Origin of the sequence: Mucilaginibacter lappiensis (assembly GCF_050433765.1) — a bacterium.
In the GTDB taxonomy this organism is placed as follows: domain Bacteria; phylum Bacteroidota; class Bacteroidia; order Sphingobacteriales; family Sphingobacteriaceae; genus Mucilaginibacter; species Mucilaginibacter lappiensis_A.
Genome location: NZ_JBNPWP010000010.1, coordinates 212660 through 228722, shown reverse-complemented (window position 1 = coordinate 228722; position 16063 = coordinate 212660). Strand labels below are relative to the sequence as shown.

The following is a 16063-nucleotide window of genomic DNA, read 5'->3' as shown; positions in this document are numbered from 1 at the left end:
TATGCTGACCGTTGAAAATGTAACTTACAAAGCCGGAAGCCGCGCCCTGGTGAAAGCTGTATCATTTGCAGTGCATCCGGGCGAGATCATGGTTGTGCTGGGTGCAAACGGGGCCGGAAAATCGTCCCTGATGCGTTTGCTTAGCGGAGAAAAAAAACCATCGGAAGGCTCAATTTATTTATCAGGCAAGTTATTAAAAAGTTATCCTGCAAAAGAGCTGGCGCTTAAACGAGCTATCATGAATCAGCAAAACATCATCAATCTTGATTTTTTGGCACAGGAAATAGTGCAGATGGGACGCTACCCACATTACCGTAATCAGCCATCGCTGCATGATTGGGATATTATTAACCAGGTAATGGCCGTTACCGGAACAACCCATCTGGCCGAACAGTCATTTTTAACTCTCTCTGGCGGCGAACAACAGCGCGTTCACCTGGCCAGGGTGCTTGCACAGATCTGGGACATCCCCGGAGCCTTGCTGTTGCTTGACGAGCCTGTATCGGGTATGGATATTCAATATCAACAGCAAACCCTGTCACTGGCAGCTATGCTGGCAAAGAAAGGATTTATAGTTGTTGCTATCCTGCATGATATTAACCTGGCCTCGCAATATGCCGACAACATACTGATGCTTAAAAACGGCAGGAAATGGTATCACGGTACTCCTGCAGAAGTATTGAATGCCAAAAGCATATATGATGTGTTTGAAACAGAAGCGGATGTTTTTACAAATCCTCATACACTTAAGCAGCTCATTATGCCTAAAGACATAACCCACCAGACCCTTGAACTCAATTTAAAAACCCTTACATCATAAATATGGAAACGATCAGCCTAAAAGAACAATACCTTGCTTTTAAAGTCCGGAACCCAAAGATGCGTATCCGCGATATTGCCGCCGCGTTGATGGTTAGCGAAGCAGCGTTGCTAATGACCGGGCTTGGCGAGAACACCATTTTACTGGAAAATTCATTTGAATCCATCCTAAAAGAAATCCCTTCATTGGGCTACGTTATGGCCCTCACGCGTAACGAATACTGTGTGCATGAGCGTAAAGGCGTTTATCAAAAAGTTTCCTTTACTCCACATGCCGGTTTGGTATTGGGTGAGGATATTGACCTGCGCTTATTCATGAACCAATGGAAACTTGGCTTTGCTGTGGAAGATAACGGCCATAAGAGCCTGCAGTTTTTTGACGGTAACGGTGTAGCCCTGCACAAGATTTACCTTACTGAAAAAAGTGATACCGAAAATTATAATAGCCTGGTTAACAGGTTTCGCAAAGCAGATCAGCAGGCTGTGCCTGTATTACCAGCCAGTGTAATTGTTAAAGCAGAAAAGCCGGACAGTGAAATTGATGTCCCCTCGTTTCAGCATGCATGGAAAACCATGCAGGATACGCATGAGTTTTTTGGTATTTTAAAACGCTTTGGCCTAAGCCGCACACAGGCCTTAAGGTTTGCCCCAACCGGTTTTGCTAAACAGGTAAATGTTGATGACTTTAAAAAAGTGATGCAAAGCTGTTCTGAGCAGCAGGTACCGGTAATGGTATTTGTAGGCAATCATGGCTGTATCCAGATCCATACCGGAACAGTTACCCGACTGGTTGAAATGGGAACATGGTTTAATGTGCTCGACCCTGAGTTTAACCTGCACCTGCGCGAAGAGGCTATAGCAAACGTATGGCATGTTATTAAACCATCGGCAGATGGCGACATTAATTCCATTGAGCTTTTTGACAAAGATGGCGAAATGATAGTTCAGCTATTTGGCAAGCGTAAACCGGGCTTGCCTGAACTAACTGAATGGCGAAATGTGTTATCACAAAATCTACCCGAAAAATTCTTCGGTTGATGCGACCAGGGAAAGCAGCTCTAATTGGGGTTCTACTTCAAGTCCGCTCGCCCAAAGCTGGGCATCAAATTTTTTGAATGATTCCAATTCGGTCAACACCTGATGGCATTCCTCATTTTCAAATTGATCAAAGTGCATAAATGTTTTTCCGTCGGGCAACAACCAGCAGCCGTATTTAATTCCGGGATGATTGAGTTCTTTTAATTCCTTCACGATCCCGGCGATGTTTGTCTGATTGATTGGAGCGAACTCCGGCGTAGTGGTATATTGTACTCTTACTATTTTCATGGCTATCAACTGAGTTATTGTATGAATAAAGGTAACAGCTAAACAGCGATAATAGAGGGCTCAAATGAGACTTTTTAAGGGGTGTTTTGCGACAAGAAAAACACTTTTATATCCCGGTGTATTTCCCGGCGCGGGCCGTGTTGTTAAGAGCGGCCTGCTTAACGAGTAGCTGTTGTGCTGCAGCTATATTACTATCATTGCCCCTCCACTGTTCTAATGCAGGTTGTTGTACAGCCCTGGAAAAAGAAAACGTTAAAGCCCATGGCATCCTGCCATTAAACCTGACATGCATCGCATTTAGCCGTTCGGTTGCCAGTTCGGGCGATTGTCCGCCTGATAAAAAAGCGATACCGGGCACAGCCGCTGGTACACATTTCAGAAAACAAGTGATGGTTGCATCTGCCACAGCTGCCACGTCATCCTGTACCGGACAGTTTAAACCAGGCAGGATCATGTTAGGTTTTAATATCATACCCTCAAAATGCACGCGTTGCTGATACAACTCATTAAAAACAGTATGTAAAACTTCGTGTGTTACTTCGGCACATCTTCTTAGTGAATGATCTCCGTCCATTAATACTTCAGGTTCAACAATAGGTACCAACCCGGCTTCCTGGCACAAAACCGCATAGCGCGCCAACAAATAGGCATTAGCCTTGATACAGGCATTGGTGGGGATATGATCACCAATGGTGATCACGGCACGCCACTTGGCAAAACGCGCCCCCTTTTGATAATAAGCCGCCAAGCGTTCACCCAAGCCATCCAGTCCCTCTGTTATTTTCTCCCCCGGAAAACCATCCATAGGTATGGCACCTTCATCAACCTTTATGCCCGGGATAATTCCTTTTTCCTTCAGGATATCAATAAACAATGTCCCATCCTCCTTAGTTTGGTTGATCGTTTCATCAAATAAAATGGCACCACTGATATATTCTTCCAAATGGGGTGCGGTTACTATCAATTCCCGGTATTTTCTGCGATACTCTTCTGTTTCCGGAATATTTAGCGCTTTAAAGCGCTTGTTGCAGGTAGCGATACTTTCATCCATGGCCAGCAAGCCCTTGTCACCTGCCATTAGGCTGTGGGCTATATTTTTAAGTTCCTGGAGATTCATGATAATTTCCTTTAGATTGAAAAAATGAGTAATAGGGGAACACTAATAACTTACACTTGTTTTTAAAATCAACTTATATCAGTTAAACTTTTAACTTAACAGACCCATGCTATCCATTTAGTCTGCATGATCAAATACCGAGGAAATATTTTCAGCAAGCGGGGGTGAATTTTTAAAGAAAGAACAGGGCGTTTCACCGGCAAATTCGGTAAAATCTTTAATAAAGTGGTTTTGGTCATAATAACCGGTTTGGTAACAAATATTTGTCCAGCTTAATTTGGGTTGACCTATTTTTATGTCCAATGCCATGTTAAAACGTCTTATCCTTTCAAATAGCTTCGGGCAAATCCCTACCTGTTCTATAAATTTCCGCTCAAGGGTTTTCAGGCTCATGCAGGTTTGATAAGCAAACTTTTCAATGGAGAAGGCAATCGGTTGCCGAATCAAAAATTCTGAAATTTTTAATATACTGCAACAACCTTTTCTCGTTTTTTGACGCTGTAACCTTTCTATAAGAAATTTTTCAGTTAAACTAAACATCTCCATCGACGTTTTGGCTTCCTGCAATTGTTCGTGCAGACTTATAACATGTTCAGAAAATAAATCAGAAGAGGCTCCCAGACGGTTGGTGATTTCTGCAGGAGAAATATCAAACAACCAATAAAAGCCTGTTGGTTTAAAGTGAATGGTGAGTAGTTTTACATGTCCCTTAAAAACAATAGAACCTTTGCTGGATGTAAGCAAGCCAGAAAAAATGCAATCGGGCCCTGTTGTTTTATTAATGACATACATAGGTGAGTTATGCGTATTATTAATAAAATCGTGCATCTTGCAATTGATCATGAACATCATAATTATTTCATGTTTGGCATGCATTGGTTTTAACAGTTCTTCTTCAAACGAGTCGAATTCCTGGACCGCAAAATAACATACATAATCATTTAAAAGACCGGTAGGTTTAGCAATTATGGTTTGTATCATAATACCATACTTTAATTCGGTAAAAATTGTCTGTTTTTTACTATTTCAGAAAAATGAATGCGTTTAGCTTTACCTGTAATAATCTAAATCTTAATCATTTATATTAAAAATATTAAAAATTAAGATCATGAAAAAAGCCCTGTTGTTGATTGTTACCTTTTTGTGCAGCGTTATACAGGTTATTATGGCTCAAACAACCGAAGAAGCACTCAAAAAAGTATTACGCTTAGAAACCGAATCATATTTAAAGGGTGATTCTGCTACCTGGAAGTCCCTGTATGTACAAGATGAAACAACAAGCCGCATTTATGCGGCAAACGGTTTTTATCAAAGCAACATTGGCTGGAATAAAATTGCCCCAATCGTGCTGCAATGGATGAAACAACGGGGCAAACCATCACGTTATACTGACATACAACAAACTAATTTCATCATAAAATACTCCGATAAACTGGCCTGGGTAGGATATGATCAAAATTTGAGTGCACCATCAACTGACACTTTACCCCCATACAGTTCGCGGGAGGTAAGGACGCTGGTAAAAGCTAATGATCAATGGAAAATCAGTTCCATAATTTCCGTTGATACCTTATCATTCTCATCTACCAAACCCGCGGATGTCGAAAACGTGTTTAACGCTGCCGGTTATAATTTTTTAACCGCTAAAAAAATAACTGAAGCCATTGAAGTATTTAAGTTTAATGTTAAAATGTATCCGGGTGCATGGAATACCTATGACAGCCTCGGTGAGGCTTACGCGGCGTCGGGAAATAAAAAACTGGCTATAGAAAATTATGAAAAATCGATAAAACTTAATCCAAAAAACGACACTGGCATAGCCATACTTACAAAGTTAAAAAAAGAATAAGATCAGCATCTTGAGTTGCTGGTTTCATCCCGGTTAATACGACTAAAGCCTTCAGATTAATTTCTGAGGGCCTTTTAATTTACACCTGTTAGGTATATTTTTTAATTATATCTGGTTCACCTTATATATTTAAAATATGAACTTTTGTTCAAATTAATTACACACAGTTTAATCATAGAATTATCCATTTAAAATGCTTTAGCCCATCATTATGGTTAAAAAAGCAATATGACTAATCTTTAAAAAGTCGTTTTTGTGCAAAATAAAGTTGCATTTGTGAAATGGAATTAAATAGTATAAAAGTAGTTTAGAGTAATTATAAACCGATTGATTTTATTAATGCATGCACCTGTATTAATATCAATGCTTATACTTAATTAGCCTGATTAACCATACTATTATAAACCTTTAACCAGTTATGATCAAATACTTCTACACCTTACTTTTTTTTATTCTACCGCATTCAGTCCTCAGGGCTCAAACCACTTCCTTAAAAACCTGGTATACAAAGCCAGCCGCGCAATGGGAAGAAACCCTGCCATTGGGTAACGGAAGGTTGGGGATGATGCTTGACGGTGGCATTTCGCACGAAAACATTGTGTTGAATGATATCACCTTATGGTCTGGCGCGCCACAGGATGCCAACAATTATGAAGCTTATAAAAAGCTCCCCGAAATAAGGAAACTACTTTTGGAAGGTAAAAATGCCGATGCCCAGGCCATCATTGATAAGGACTTTATATGCACAGGCCAGGGTTCGGGAGGTGTAAATTATGGATGCTATCAAACATTAGGCAATCTTGACCTTAAATTTGATTATAACGGTATTACAGGCAAAGATGTAAAATATGAAGATTACTACCGCGAGCTATCGCTTAACAACGCCGTGGCCATAAGCCGCTATCGTGTAAATGGCATAAACTATAAACGGGAATACTTTACCAGTTTTGGTAATGATGTTGATGTGATTAGGCTTACTGCCGATAAGCCGGGGCAGTTGAACTGTAAGATTGCCATGAACCGGCCAGAACGATCTGCCACCACTGTGCAGGGAAACGAACTGCAAATGTACGGGCAACTGGATAATGGTATTGATGGCAAAGGCATGAAATACATTGCCCGTGTTAAAACGCTGCTAAAGGGCGGCAAACTTACAACAGACGCTCACTCCCTGATCGTAAAAAACGCGTCAGAGGTTATCATTTATCTTTCGGCGGCTACTGATCTTAAAAACCCTTTATACAAAGAGAAAAGCGGACAGATCCTTGATGCTGCGATGAAGGTTTCCTATGCTGTTGAAAAGCAGCACCATATTACCAATTATCAAAAACTATTTAACCGGGTAAGCGTAAATTTAGGAACCGATAACGGTAATACTGTTGCAACTGACATAAGGTTAAAAAACTTTCATGATAACCCCAAAGCCGATAATGGCTTACCCGTACTGTTTTACCAGTTTGGCAGATACCTGAGCATTTGCAGTACCCGGGTTGGCTTACTGCCACCCAATTTACAAGGCTTGTGGGCCAATCAACTTGTTACCCCATGGACGGGCGATTATCATTTGGATATTAATGTACAGATGAACCACTGGCCGGTAGAAGTTTCCAATCTTTCGGAATTGAACCTGCCGCTTACCGAACTGGTAAAAGGTATGGTGAAAAATGGTGAAAAAACTGCTAAAGCCTATTATAATGCAGATGGTTGGGTGGCCCATGTTATTACCAATATATGGGGTTTTACCGAACCAGGCGAAGCTGCGTCATGGGGCATAACTAAAGTGGGATCGGGCTGGTTATGTGATAATTTATGGCAGCATTATGATTTTACGAATGATAAAAATTACCTGCGGGATATTTATCCCATACTAAAAGGATCGGCACAGTTTTATAACAGTATGCTGATCAATGATCCTAAAACCGGGTGGATGGTAACCGCGCCCTCCTCCTCGCCCGAAAATGGATTTTATTTGCCCGATGGACGTCATGCCAGTATTTGTATGGGGCCAACCATTGATAACCAGATCATCAGGGAACTGTTCAACAATGTAATTACCGCCTCCAGGGTGTTGGGTAAGGATGAAGCTTTCAGGAATACACTGATAGCGCAGCTAAAAAAGATCCCGCCACCAGGGGTTGTGGCTAAAGATGGCAGGCTTATGGAATGGCTGGAGGATTATAAAGAGCTGGAGCCGCATCACCGGTGTATCTCACATTTATATGGCTTATACCCGGCATCACTCATTACCCCCGAAGGCACACCCGAACTGGCCGAAGCCAGTAAGAAAACACTCGAAGCCCGTGGCGATGACGGACCAAGTTTTTCTATTGCCCACAAAATGCTTTGGTGGGCAAGGCTGCATGATGGCAACAGGGCCTACAAACTGTTTAACCAGTTGATAACCCCTACACTGGCTACGTTTATGAACTATGGCGACGGCGGAGGGATTTATCCCAACATGCTATCGGCAGGACCACCTTTTCAAATAGACGGAAATTTTGGCGGTACAGCTGCTGTAGCCGAAATGCTGATACAAAGCCATGCGGGTTTTATTGAACTGATCCCTGCCATTCCTGATAGCTGGAAAGCCTCAGGTGAGGTAAGGGGTTTAAAAGCAAGAGGTAATTATACCGTGAATATGAAATGGAAGGATGGCAAAATTACTGATTACCATATCCTGTCGGCCCAAAACCGTAAGGTTAAGGTTAAAATAAACGGTGTTATTAAAAATATATCTACCGAAAAAGTATAAAACCGCTTCGGGTATAAAAAAAGCGGAGAGGCACTTAGTGCCTCCCCGTTTTCATGAATTGCTTTTTTACTAAATGGAAAGGCCTAAATTGAGACGGTCAATCCGCTCACCTATGGCATTCAGTAAACCCAAATCCAGATCATCTTCATTTCTTTGCATCCACAGGCTCCCGGATTTAAAGAGGATGGCTTCTGTACCGTCCTGGAACTTCACTTTCCATACCTTCCATTTTTTGTATGTCTCTGCGATAACCTGCAGTACTTGTTTGTAACCGTTTCGGGATAACACGATCTCGTATCGCATTGTTTATATATATTTAAGAGGTGAAACCATAACAAGAATTACTGCTATTTAAACGCCGGGATTTGTTGTTTGATTGCCCGGAATAATATTTTTTACAAAACCTGACGGTAAGATTACCGGTACCCCACTGAGTACAAATGATTTAATACGAACTTAATCTGTATGTAAAATTTTAGATGTATATTTAATTAACCAAATTTCTGGAGATATGGAAATCAATTATTGGTGGGTTGGCCTGTTCCTGCTGTTAATGGCGGCACTAATAATCTGGATTATTAAAAGGAATCTGAAAGACCAAAAAGCATTTGAGAAAAAGATCATCCAATCGGAGCTTAAGCCAACGAAAGATAATGATCATGACGAACCGGCATCCGCTTAAAACTGCCATTTAAACAAGCGTTTTTATCCTGTAATATTGTTGTTTTAAAAAACAAAAAATGACAAACCAGTCCTATTCTCACTTGTTATAAAAAAACAGGCCGGGATGGTCCGGCTCGTTAATGTTTGAGGAGGAAACATTATGACTTTAGTGAAATTCAATGAAGGGAAAAACAGGGGGCTTACCCGCTCAGGGTTTGACGACGTTTTTGAATCAATTTTCAATGACACTTTTTTATCAGACCGGATGGTGTCGCGGGTACCGGCGGTTAACATTTCAGAGACGGACGGGCACTACCATATAGAATTGGCCGCACCGGGACTAAAGAAAGAAGATTTTAAAGTTAACCTTGACGGGGATGTACTTACTATTTCGGCAGAACATCAGACCGAGCAGAACGAACATGATAAAAAGTACAATAAGCGCGAATACAGTTATACTTTATTTGTGCGCTCATTTACATTACCCGATTCTGCAGATGATGCCAGTATTGAAGCAGTATATACCGATGGTGTGTTGAGAATTAATGTGGCCAAAAAAGAAGAGGCAAGAACGGCCAGCCGGCAAATTGAAATTAAATAACAGTCATCACCATTATTGTTTAACCAGGCGCTGACTCAGCGCCTTTCATTTTTATGCCATGTTAGTCACCGAGAATAAAAACAAAGAAAAAGGTACGCAAAAACCGCTAATTAAACTAACTACTGAAGGCCCGCTTTGTGAAAAAGATGAACAGGCCATTGCTATTGAGCGCTCCAAACTGCTTCAAAAAGAAGCACTGGAAAAATGGGAACGCTTAAGAAACAGCAATCATTAAACAAAGCCCCACGCCTCGGGGCTTTATTATTTCCTGCTTTTCACTCTTTTAAGCACGAGGTTTTAACATGCTTTATTATTCAATTATTAACCTCCTGCGCCTTTTTTTCATAATCCCAACTGCCTGGCAGGTAGCAAACAACGTGTTTAAAACTAAAAGTATAAAGCGATTGTTATGCTTTAGCTATTCCATGACTTGTAGTTATGAAAAAAAGAGAAGAAAGAAAATATTTTGATAAAGAGTGGAAAGACATGAAGGCCAGTCTTGTGGCTTATTTAAAAAAGGAACAGCAAGAAGATCTGCATCATTTCAGGGTTCAGGTTAAAAAATTACGTGCCTTTTTGATCCTTTCAGACAGTACTCAACAACATCCCAAATTAACCCAACACTTTAAACCTGTACGAATGATATTTAAACAGGCCGGTGAGATACGGAGTGCTTATATAAACCTGGAACTGGGCAAAGCCCACCAAATAGATAATGGTACATTTATGAGCGACCAGCACCAGTTACAGCTAAATGCCAGCAGCAAGTTCAAATCAGATGGCGCTAAAAATCTTGAAAAATTAAAGGATTCGCACCAGCTGCTAAAAGAAAAGATAAAGCCGGTAAGCGATCTTCATATCAACTTGTTTTATCAAAAACAATTGCATCAAATTGTAGATATGCTCACTAAACCTAAATTTGATGATCAGTTGCATACATGCCGTAAAGAGGTTAAAATTTTAATTTATAACCATAAGCTGACACATGCAGCACTGGGTACCGGGGTAAATACCGATTATCTGGACCAGGTACAAATAGCTATTGGTGATTGGCATGACCATATACTGGCAATAGAATTGTTTTCAAGTAACGAAGCAAAAGATCAAGCAGCCGTCAGCTCCTTAAAAAAGCAGGATACCAAATTTAAAAGCCATATAACCAATCTCACTAAAGATTTCTATAATCGGGCTACAACCGTTGTTGAGCTGCCGGTTGAGCAGTTAAGCTAATGAAGCTATAGCAACATTAGCAATATCGCGCAGTGTTTTTTCATCAGCCCCTGTCCGGGCGGCTACCTTTATCGCGGTAATGTTGGCAAAGATGAATCTTGCTAAAGCCCGGGCTGAGTTTTTCATCGAAAATTGTCCACTCTGCTGTCCTTTCTCAACCAGTTTGGTTAAGGCATCTTCAACACTCAGGTTATTGTTATAAACTATATCCCCTATCTCTTTATCGCAGCCGGCAAGCTCAACGGCAGTATTCACCATAAAACATCCTTTTAATAAACTATCGCCCACGCTTTCTTCGATCAGGGTTTCAAAAATTTGCTTCACTGTCTCCCCTGCATTCTCCGCTTTGCCAAGCATGGCCAGCATAGCGCCTGTTTCTGTTACCTGGTATTGTGCCAGTGATTTTTTGAACAATGTTCTTTTATCGGTATAGGTGTTGTAAAGACTTGAGCGGTTTATCCCCAATTCATCAACCAGGTCCTGTGCAGATGTAGCATTGTACCCTTTTCTCCAAAACAGGGCAACTGCTTTTTCAAGCAGGGTGTCCTCATCAAATTCTTTTTTACGTGCCATGGCAATTAACTTAAATTAAAATCACTTTTAATTTTTTGAGAATCAATAAATAAATTTAGGATATGATCACAGGCTGCTGACTCATCTTTGAAAACAACTTTGTCATTTCTTCCACCTCTTTCATCTAAATAAAAAACCTCCCAATCATCATAACTATGATATAGTATTATTCTATCCGAAAACAATTCATTAAAAAGAGAATATTCAGTCTCTTTAACTTGTAATTCATCTAATACTTTCTTCAAGTTTTCTCTATTCATTTTTGCACAAAATTAAATATCAATAATGGCTGTTGCCTGATTTAACTTAGGGATAAGGAATCAGGCAACAACCATAAACTATATATATACCAAAATCTGAAACGATTGTTCCAAATTATGGTAAAAAAATTAATACATAACAGCGTTTACAGTTAAACCGCCATCAACAGTAATTTCGGTACCGGTAATAAATGATGAATCGTCAGATGCGAGGAACCTTACCACATTGGCAATTTCTTCAGGTCTTCCGAAACGGTTAAGTAATATCTTTGCGCTTAAAGCTGCTCCAAACCCGTCAACCTGTTCCTGCTCTAAACCCAATTTATCATATAATGGTGTAGTAACCGGGCCGGGAGAAATAGCATTAACACGAATTTTACGAGAAGCAAGCTCACGGGCCAATACTTTGTTGAACGATAATACTGCGGCTTTGCTGGCTGCGTAAACACTACTATCGGCCACACCTAAAACCGCGTTTACTGATGTATTAAAAATGATAGAAGCTCCATCATTTAGTATTGGGATAAATTTTTGAACAGTAAAGTAAACACCTTTTACATTCAGGTTCATCAGTGCATCGTAATGTTCTTCTGTAGCGGTTTCAACCGGACTAAAAGCTGCCATGCCTGCATTTAAGAACAGGATATCTACTTTGCCAAATTTTTCTTTAACCGCTAAAGCCAATTGATCTATCTGATCAAGTTTGCTTTGGTCAGATACAATACCTGTTGCGCCAAGTTCTGTTGCCGCTTTTTCTACTGACTCTTTATTGCGGCCTGTAATAACAACTTTTGCACCTTGTGCTATAAGTTCGGCTGCGGCTGCGTAACCAATCCCGCTGTTACCACCTGTAACTACGGCTACTTTGTTTAATAAATTATTCATTTTTTTAATGTTTAAGATCGTTGTTTTAAAATGACGAATCAAAGATAAACATTTTGAAACGATCATTCCAAAATTATTTTTGATTTATTTCTTTTTTTCGATGTAATTGACAATCAGGTGATAATTGTGGTTACAATTGGATTTTTTAACTGGGGATAAAGATTTTTTGTCACAATTTCTAAAGACCGGTATCTAACTAAAAATAATTAAAAACAGCGTAAGGGTTAAACCTGGTGAACGTGTCTTATTACGCACCGTATCATATAATCTTATAATTTTGATTGTATGATGCCGGTACAACCTATATAAAAACAGATAAACCTGATGACTGTAACCCCCAAACTAATTGCCCACATCCTGTCGTTTTTTATACCTCTAATTTTTTGCACAAAACTATCCGCACAAAACAACCTGATGAAAGAGGTATCTATAGGCGAAATAAAACAACAGCGCATGGGCAAAGTACTGGATAACATTGCCAGCAAAGGCAATTTTTATTTTGCTTATAACAACAAAACCATTCCGGCCGATAGCATAGTATCAGTTTCAGGGTACCGGGGTACCCTTTTTAGTTTGCTGGATAAATTATTAGGCGATAGCTATGAGTTTAAAGAAGTGCCTGGCTATATTGTATTAAGGCATGCCCCGGGTAAGCTGTATTTAACCGCCGAGGTGGAAAAAGATCCCGGAAAACAGGCTGTGGTAAAAGGCTACGTAAACGATGTTTCCAGTAAAAAAGAAGTAGCAAAAGCCAGCGTTTATGAAAAGAATTTATTGGTATCGACACTTACAGATGATAGGGGATATTTTGAAATTACGCTAAAAAACTGGAGCGGGTCGCTTTTACTCACAGTAACTAAAGAAAACTACCGCGATACCTCACTTTATGTACTACCTGTAGTTAATGTAGATGCTAAACACCATAACAGAAAATATAAATATTATCCTGATGATGGTTCAGAAGATGGAGTAGAACACAGCCGCTTTGCCCGTTTCTTTATCAGTTCAAAGCAGCTGGTGCAAGGCTTAAACCTCGGCAACTTTTTTGCTTCCCGCCCTTACCAGATTTCGCTTATTCCCGGTTTAAGTTCGCATGGCATGTACAATAGCCAGATAGTTGATCATTTTTCCTATAACATTTTGGGTGGATACACCGCGGGGATTGATGGAATTGAAATGGCCGGTTTATTTAATATCAACAAAAAAGACATGAAATTTTTTCAGGCCGCCGGCATATTTAACTTTGTGGGCGGCAGCACCAAAGGCGTCCAGCTTGCCGGTATTTATAATAATGTATCATATAATGCCTGGGGTTTACAGGCAGCTGGTTTGTTCAACAGGGTCCAGAATTTTACAGGTGGTATGCAACTTGCAGGTTTAGCCAATGCTGATAAACGCGCCAGCGGCTTCCAGGTTGCCGGTTTATTTAACCATACCCGTAACTTTAAAGGCGGCGTGCAGTTTGCCGGCTTATTTAATACTACCGATACCTTAAATGGCTTACAGCTCTCCAGTTTATTTAACCGTTCGACGGGACCAACCGGGTCGCAGTTTACCGTGTTTGTTAATACTGCTAAAAAAGTAAAAGGCTTTCAGTTTGCTCTGGTGAATGTTGCCGATAGCAGTGATTATACCATAGGTATCCTGAACTTTATTAAAAATGGCGAAAAAAGCCTTGCCCTAAGTACCGATGAAACTTTGTTTACCCATCTTGATTTCCGGTCGGGCGGCAGGGTGTTATACGGGCTGATTGGTGCCGGATATAAATTTGGTAACGATGAGGTTAAATACGCGCTTGATATTGGGTTGGGTGCGCATATTGTTAACAAAGGTAAGTTTTCTTTAAATGGTGAATACGCAACACAGTTGATCACCGATACCGAGAAGAAGTTCTATCAAACAGACTCTTTCAAAATATTATCTGGTTATAAGCTCAATAACCATTTAAGGCTGTTTGCCGGCCCCTCCCTCAATATCATATCTGCCGATGTAAGCGATGGCGCAAAGGTTAATGGATGGGTGCTTAGCAACCATATCAGCAATGATAAATTAACCGCCGTTAATGTTGGGATAACCGGTGGGTTGCAACTGGTATGGTAGTTTGAGGTGTATACACCTCTTTTGGATGTAAAAAGTGTTCTTTATGCTAAATAAACACAAGCTCTGTCATTTCGAGCGATAGCGAGAAATCCTCCACGGCTTTTCATGCGAGCTTTGAGCAGTGTAGAAGATTTCTCTTTCGCGCTTCCCTCATTCCCTCCCCTGGCTCTATCGAAATGACATTTTTTGTCCACTCAGGGTCTCCCAATGGAAACCCTGAGGAAACATAAGGGTTTTTTAAACCCTTCCGTCTACTTATTTCAGAATAAAACCATGATCAGTTTTATTCACATGCATTTCGGGAGTAGTACTTCTTATTATTTCCAATATGTTACTAAGCGAGTCTTCATACCTGATAGTAACCGTGATCTGCGTATTACGCAAGGCACCGTTCTCGATCTCAATATCAGCACCATAAGCTTCATTCAATATATCAACCAGGCGCCATAGCGGTGTGCCCTTGGCAATAAAGGTGTTGCTCCTGTAATAGTTATATAACTGATCGGTACTTTTTTCAATTTTAAGCTGTTTATCATCTGGTTTTATCCGTACCATTTCGTTGGGGGTTAGCCTTATTGAATTAGCGGATCTACTTACCTGCACTATGCCGCTTTCTACAATAACCTCGGTATTTTGTTGTTTGGTTTTTACGTTAAAGGCAGTACCTACATCGCGTATGTTAATATCATTTACATGCACGGTAAAGGGTACCTGCTCATTGTGTTTCACCTCAAAAAACGCCTCACCGGTAAGTTTTATCTCTCTCCTCGATTCAAAATCGCCGGCATAGGTGATGCTGGAATTTTTATTGATATGCACAATAGAGCCATCAGGCAGGGTATCAATCCGCACCGTATTTGTCGTTTTGATGCTCACGAGTTCCGCCGGGTTACCGCCACGTTGATCATACAAATAATAGGCTATCCATCCGCCACCTATCAGGAATACAACAGCGGCGGCTATGCGTAACCAGCCGGTATTTGAACTAATGGACCGGACTTTAGCCGGTTCACGCCTTGTTGCGCGTTTTTCCTTAAACTTTTCCCATGCCTCGGTTTCGCCCAATGGGCTCACCTGCGCCAGGCGCTTGCTGGTTTCCAGGATAATTTTTACCTGTTCAAACTTTTTAGCATTAGCGCTGCTGGCTGCTATCCAGGTTTCAATTTCTTGTCCTTCGGCTATAGTTGCTTCTCCAAGAATATATTTGATCAGTATATCTTCGCTCATATCCTGTTTCATGATCTAAACATATTAAATAGCATCAGTGTAATTAGTGGTAAAAATTCTTTCATCTCTTTTCTTAATATTCGTAAAGCTTTACCCATATGCGTTTCTACAGTTTTTATAGATATGTTAAGTTGGTTGGCTATCTCCTGGTATTTTAACTCTTCAAACCGGCTCAGGTGAAATATGGCCCGGCATTTTTCAGGTAATTTATCAAGGGCTTTGCTTAAATGCTGCTCCAATTCGCCCATTTTTAATTTGCCGGCAGCATCGTCTGTATGGTTCTTCATGGAATGCGCAGTTATGGTTTGGTACCTTAGTTGAACTTTTTGTCGCCTTATGTAATTCAGACTGTCATGATATGCCGATTTGTACAGGTATGATTTTATGGATGTTTGTATATGGCTCCATTCATTTTTTTCCCAAAGTTTAAGAAACAGGGCTTGCACAATTTCTTCCGCAACATCCCAGTCCTTCAATAGCGAGAAAGCATAGGCATGCAGCTCCCTAAAATGTTTTTTGAACAGCTGTTCAAAAACGGCTTCATTTTCCTGGATCAAATCGACGGTCACTTCCTTATTATCCATTATCGGGTATTGGGTTCGGCAAAGTAAATATATAATTGATTGAAAAATGGTCTAAAGCGGATAGCCACCAACGGCGC

The 16063-nt window shown here is 40.5% G+C and carries 18 protein-coding genes; 9 read left to right on the top strand and 9 right to left on the bottom strand.

Features of this window, described 5'->3' with window-relative positions; all coding sequences use genetic code 11:
* Position 1: 1 nt before the first annotated feature.
* Together M2273_RS25050 and M2273_RS25045 are read left to right on the top strand one after the other, a co-directional pair.
* Positions 2–820 (top strand): heme ABC transporter ATP-binding protein, encoded by an 819-nt coding sequence (locus tag M2273_RS25050; protein WP_429400512.1) that lies wholly within the window; start codon positions 2–4, stop codon positions 818–820.
* Positions 821–822: 2 nt separating this feature from the next.
* A complete protein-coding gene (locus M2273_RS25045) occupies positions 823–1857 on the top strand; it encodes a hemin-degrading factor (protein WP_429400511.1) in 1035 nt (344 codons plus the stop codon).
* On the opposite strand, the gene M2273_RS25040 is transcribed toward M2273_RS25045, so the two are convergent.
* The 3 genes from M2273_RS25040 to M2273_RS25030 all read right to left on the bottom strand — a co-directional run bounded on the left by M2273_RS25040 (position 1834) and on the right by M2273_RS25030 (position 4006).
* Positions 1834–2145 (bottom strand): hypothetical protein, encoded by a 312-nt coding sequence (locus M2273_RS25040; RefSeq protein WP_429400510.1) that lies wholly within the window; start codon positions 2143–2145, stop codon positions 1834–1836. The genes M2273_RS25045 and M2273_RS25040 overlap by 24 nt on opposite strands.
* Positions 2146–2251: 106 nt before the next feature.
* Complete coding sequence (locus tag M2273_RS25035; RefSeq protein WP_429400509.1) at positions 2252–3262, bottom strand: class I fructose-bisphosphate aldolase; 1011 nt, start codon at positions 3260–3262, stop codon at positions 2252–2254.
* 117 nt (positions 3263–3379) lie between these two features.
* On the bottom strand, positions 3380–4006 hold the full coding sequence (locus tag M2273_RS25030) for a helix-turn-helix domain-containing protein (RefSeq protein WP_429400508.1): 627 nt from the start codon (positions 4004–4006) through the stop codon (positions 3380–3382).
* Between the two features lie 364 nt (positions 4007–4370).
* Between M2273_RS25030 and M2273_RS25025 the strand changes: the two genes are divergently transcribed.
* Both M2273_RS25025 and M2273_RS25020 read left to right on the top strand, forming a co-directional pair.
* Positions 4371–5111 carry a tetratricopeptide repeat protein gene (locus M2273_RS25025; RefSeq protein WP_429400507.1) on the top strand — a complete coding sequence of 247 codons (741 nt, stop codon included), beginning with the start codon at positions 4371–4373 and terminating at the stop codon, positions 5109–5111.
* A 418-nt stretch (positions 5112–5529) separates the two neighbouring features.
* Complete coding sequence (locus M2273_RS25020; protein ID WP_429400506.1) at positions 5530–7863, top strand: glycoside hydrolase family 95 protein; 2334 nt, start codon at positions 5530–5532, stop codon at positions 7861–7863.
* A 69-nt stretch (positions 7864–7932) separates the two neighbouring features.
* Here M2273_RS25020 and M2273_RS25015 read toward each other — a convergent pair whose 3' ends face one another.
* Entirely contained in the window at positions 7933–8166 is a 234-nt protein-coding gene (locus M2273_RS25015; RefSeq protein WP_429400505.1) for a hypothetical protein, read from the bottom strand.
* A 208-nt stretch (positions 8167–8374) separates the two neighbouring features.
* Here M2273_RS25015 and M2273_RS25010 point away from each other — a divergent pair, with 208 nt between their 5' ends.
* From M2273_RS25010 to M2273_RS24995, 4 genes are all read left to right on the top strand, one after another.
* Positions 8375–8545 (top strand): hypothetical protein, encoded by a 171-nt coding sequence (locus tag M2273_RS25010; protein WP_429400504.1) that lies wholly within the window; start codon positions 8375–8377, stop codon positions 8543–8545.
* Positions 8546–8686: 141 nt separating this feature from the next.
* The gene (locus tag M2273_RS25005; RefSeq protein WP_429400503.1) at positions 8687–9127 is read left to right on the top strand and encodes an Hsp20/alpha crystallin family protein; all 441 of its coding nucleotides are present in this window, start codon (positions 8687–8689) and stop codon (positions 9125–9127) included.
* Positions 9128–9185: 58 nt separating this feature from the next.
* Positions 9186–9362 carry a hypothetical protein gene (locus M2273_RS25000; RefSeq protein ID WP_429400502.1) on the top strand — a complete coding sequence of 59 codons (177 nt, stop codon included), beginning with the start codon at positions 9186–9188 and terminating at the stop codon, positions 9360–9362.
* Positions 9363–9565: 203 nt separating this feature from the next.
* Entirely contained in the window at positions 9566–10357 is a 792-nt protein-coding gene (locus M2273_RS24995) for a CHAD domain-containing protein (RefSeq protein WP_429400501.1), read from the top strand.
* Here the strand turns inward: M2273_RS24995 and M2273_RS24990 are convergent.
* From M2273_RS24990 to M2273_RS24980, 3 genes are all read right to left on the bottom strand, one after another.
* On the bottom strand, positions 10349–10930 hold the full coding sequence (locus M2273_RS24990) for a TetR/AcrR family transcriptional regulator (protein ID WP_429400500.1): 582 nt from the start codon (positions 10928–10930) through the stop codon (positions 10349–10351). The genes M2273_RS24995 and M2273_RS24990 overlap by 9 nt on opposite strands.
* Positions 10931–10935: 5 nt before the next feature.
* Positions 10936–11190 carry a hypothetical protein gene (locus tag M2273_RS24985; protein ID WP_429400499.1) on the bottom strand — a complete coding sequence of 85 codons (255 nt, stop codon included), beginning with the start codon at positions 11188–11190 and terminating at the stop codon, positions 10936–10938.
* 129 nt (positions 11191–11319) lie between these two features.
* The gene (locus M2273_RS24980) at positions 11320–12075 is read right to left on the bottom strand and encodes an SDR family oxidoreductase (protein WP_429400498.1); all 756 of its coding nucleotides are present in this window, start codon (positions 12073–12075) and stop codon (positions 11320–11322) included.
* Between the two features lie 324 nt (positions 12076–12399).
* Between M2273_RS24980 and M2273_RS24975 the strand changes: the two genes are divergently transcribed.
* The gene (locus tag M2273_RS24975; RefSeq protein WP_429400497.1) at positions 12400–14175 is read left to right on the top strand and encodes a hypothetical protein; all 1776 of its coding nucleotides are present in this window, start codon (positions 12400–12402) and stop codon (positions 14173–14175) included.
* A 255-nt stretch (positions 14176–14430) separates the two neighbouring features.
* Here M2273_RS24975 and M2273_RS24970 read toward each other — a convergent pair whose 3' ends face one another.
* Together M2273_RS24970 and M2273_RS24965 are read right to left on the bottom strand one after the other, a co-directional pair.
* Positions 14431–15414 carry a FecR domain-containing protein gene (locus M2273_RS24970; RefSeq protein WP_429400496.1) on the bottom strand — a complete coding sequence of 328 codons (984 nt, stop codon included), beginning with the start codon at positions 15412–15414 and terminating at the stop codon, positions 14431–14433.
* A complete protein-coding gene (locus M2273_RS24965) occupies positions 15411–15986 on the bottom strand; it encodes an RNA polymerase sigma-70 factor (RefSeq protein ID WP_429400495.1) in 576 nt (191 codons plus the stop codon). Before M2273_RS24965 ends, M2273_RS24970 begins: the two co-directional genes overlap by 4 nt.
* Positions 15987–16063 lie beyond the last annotated feature (77 nt).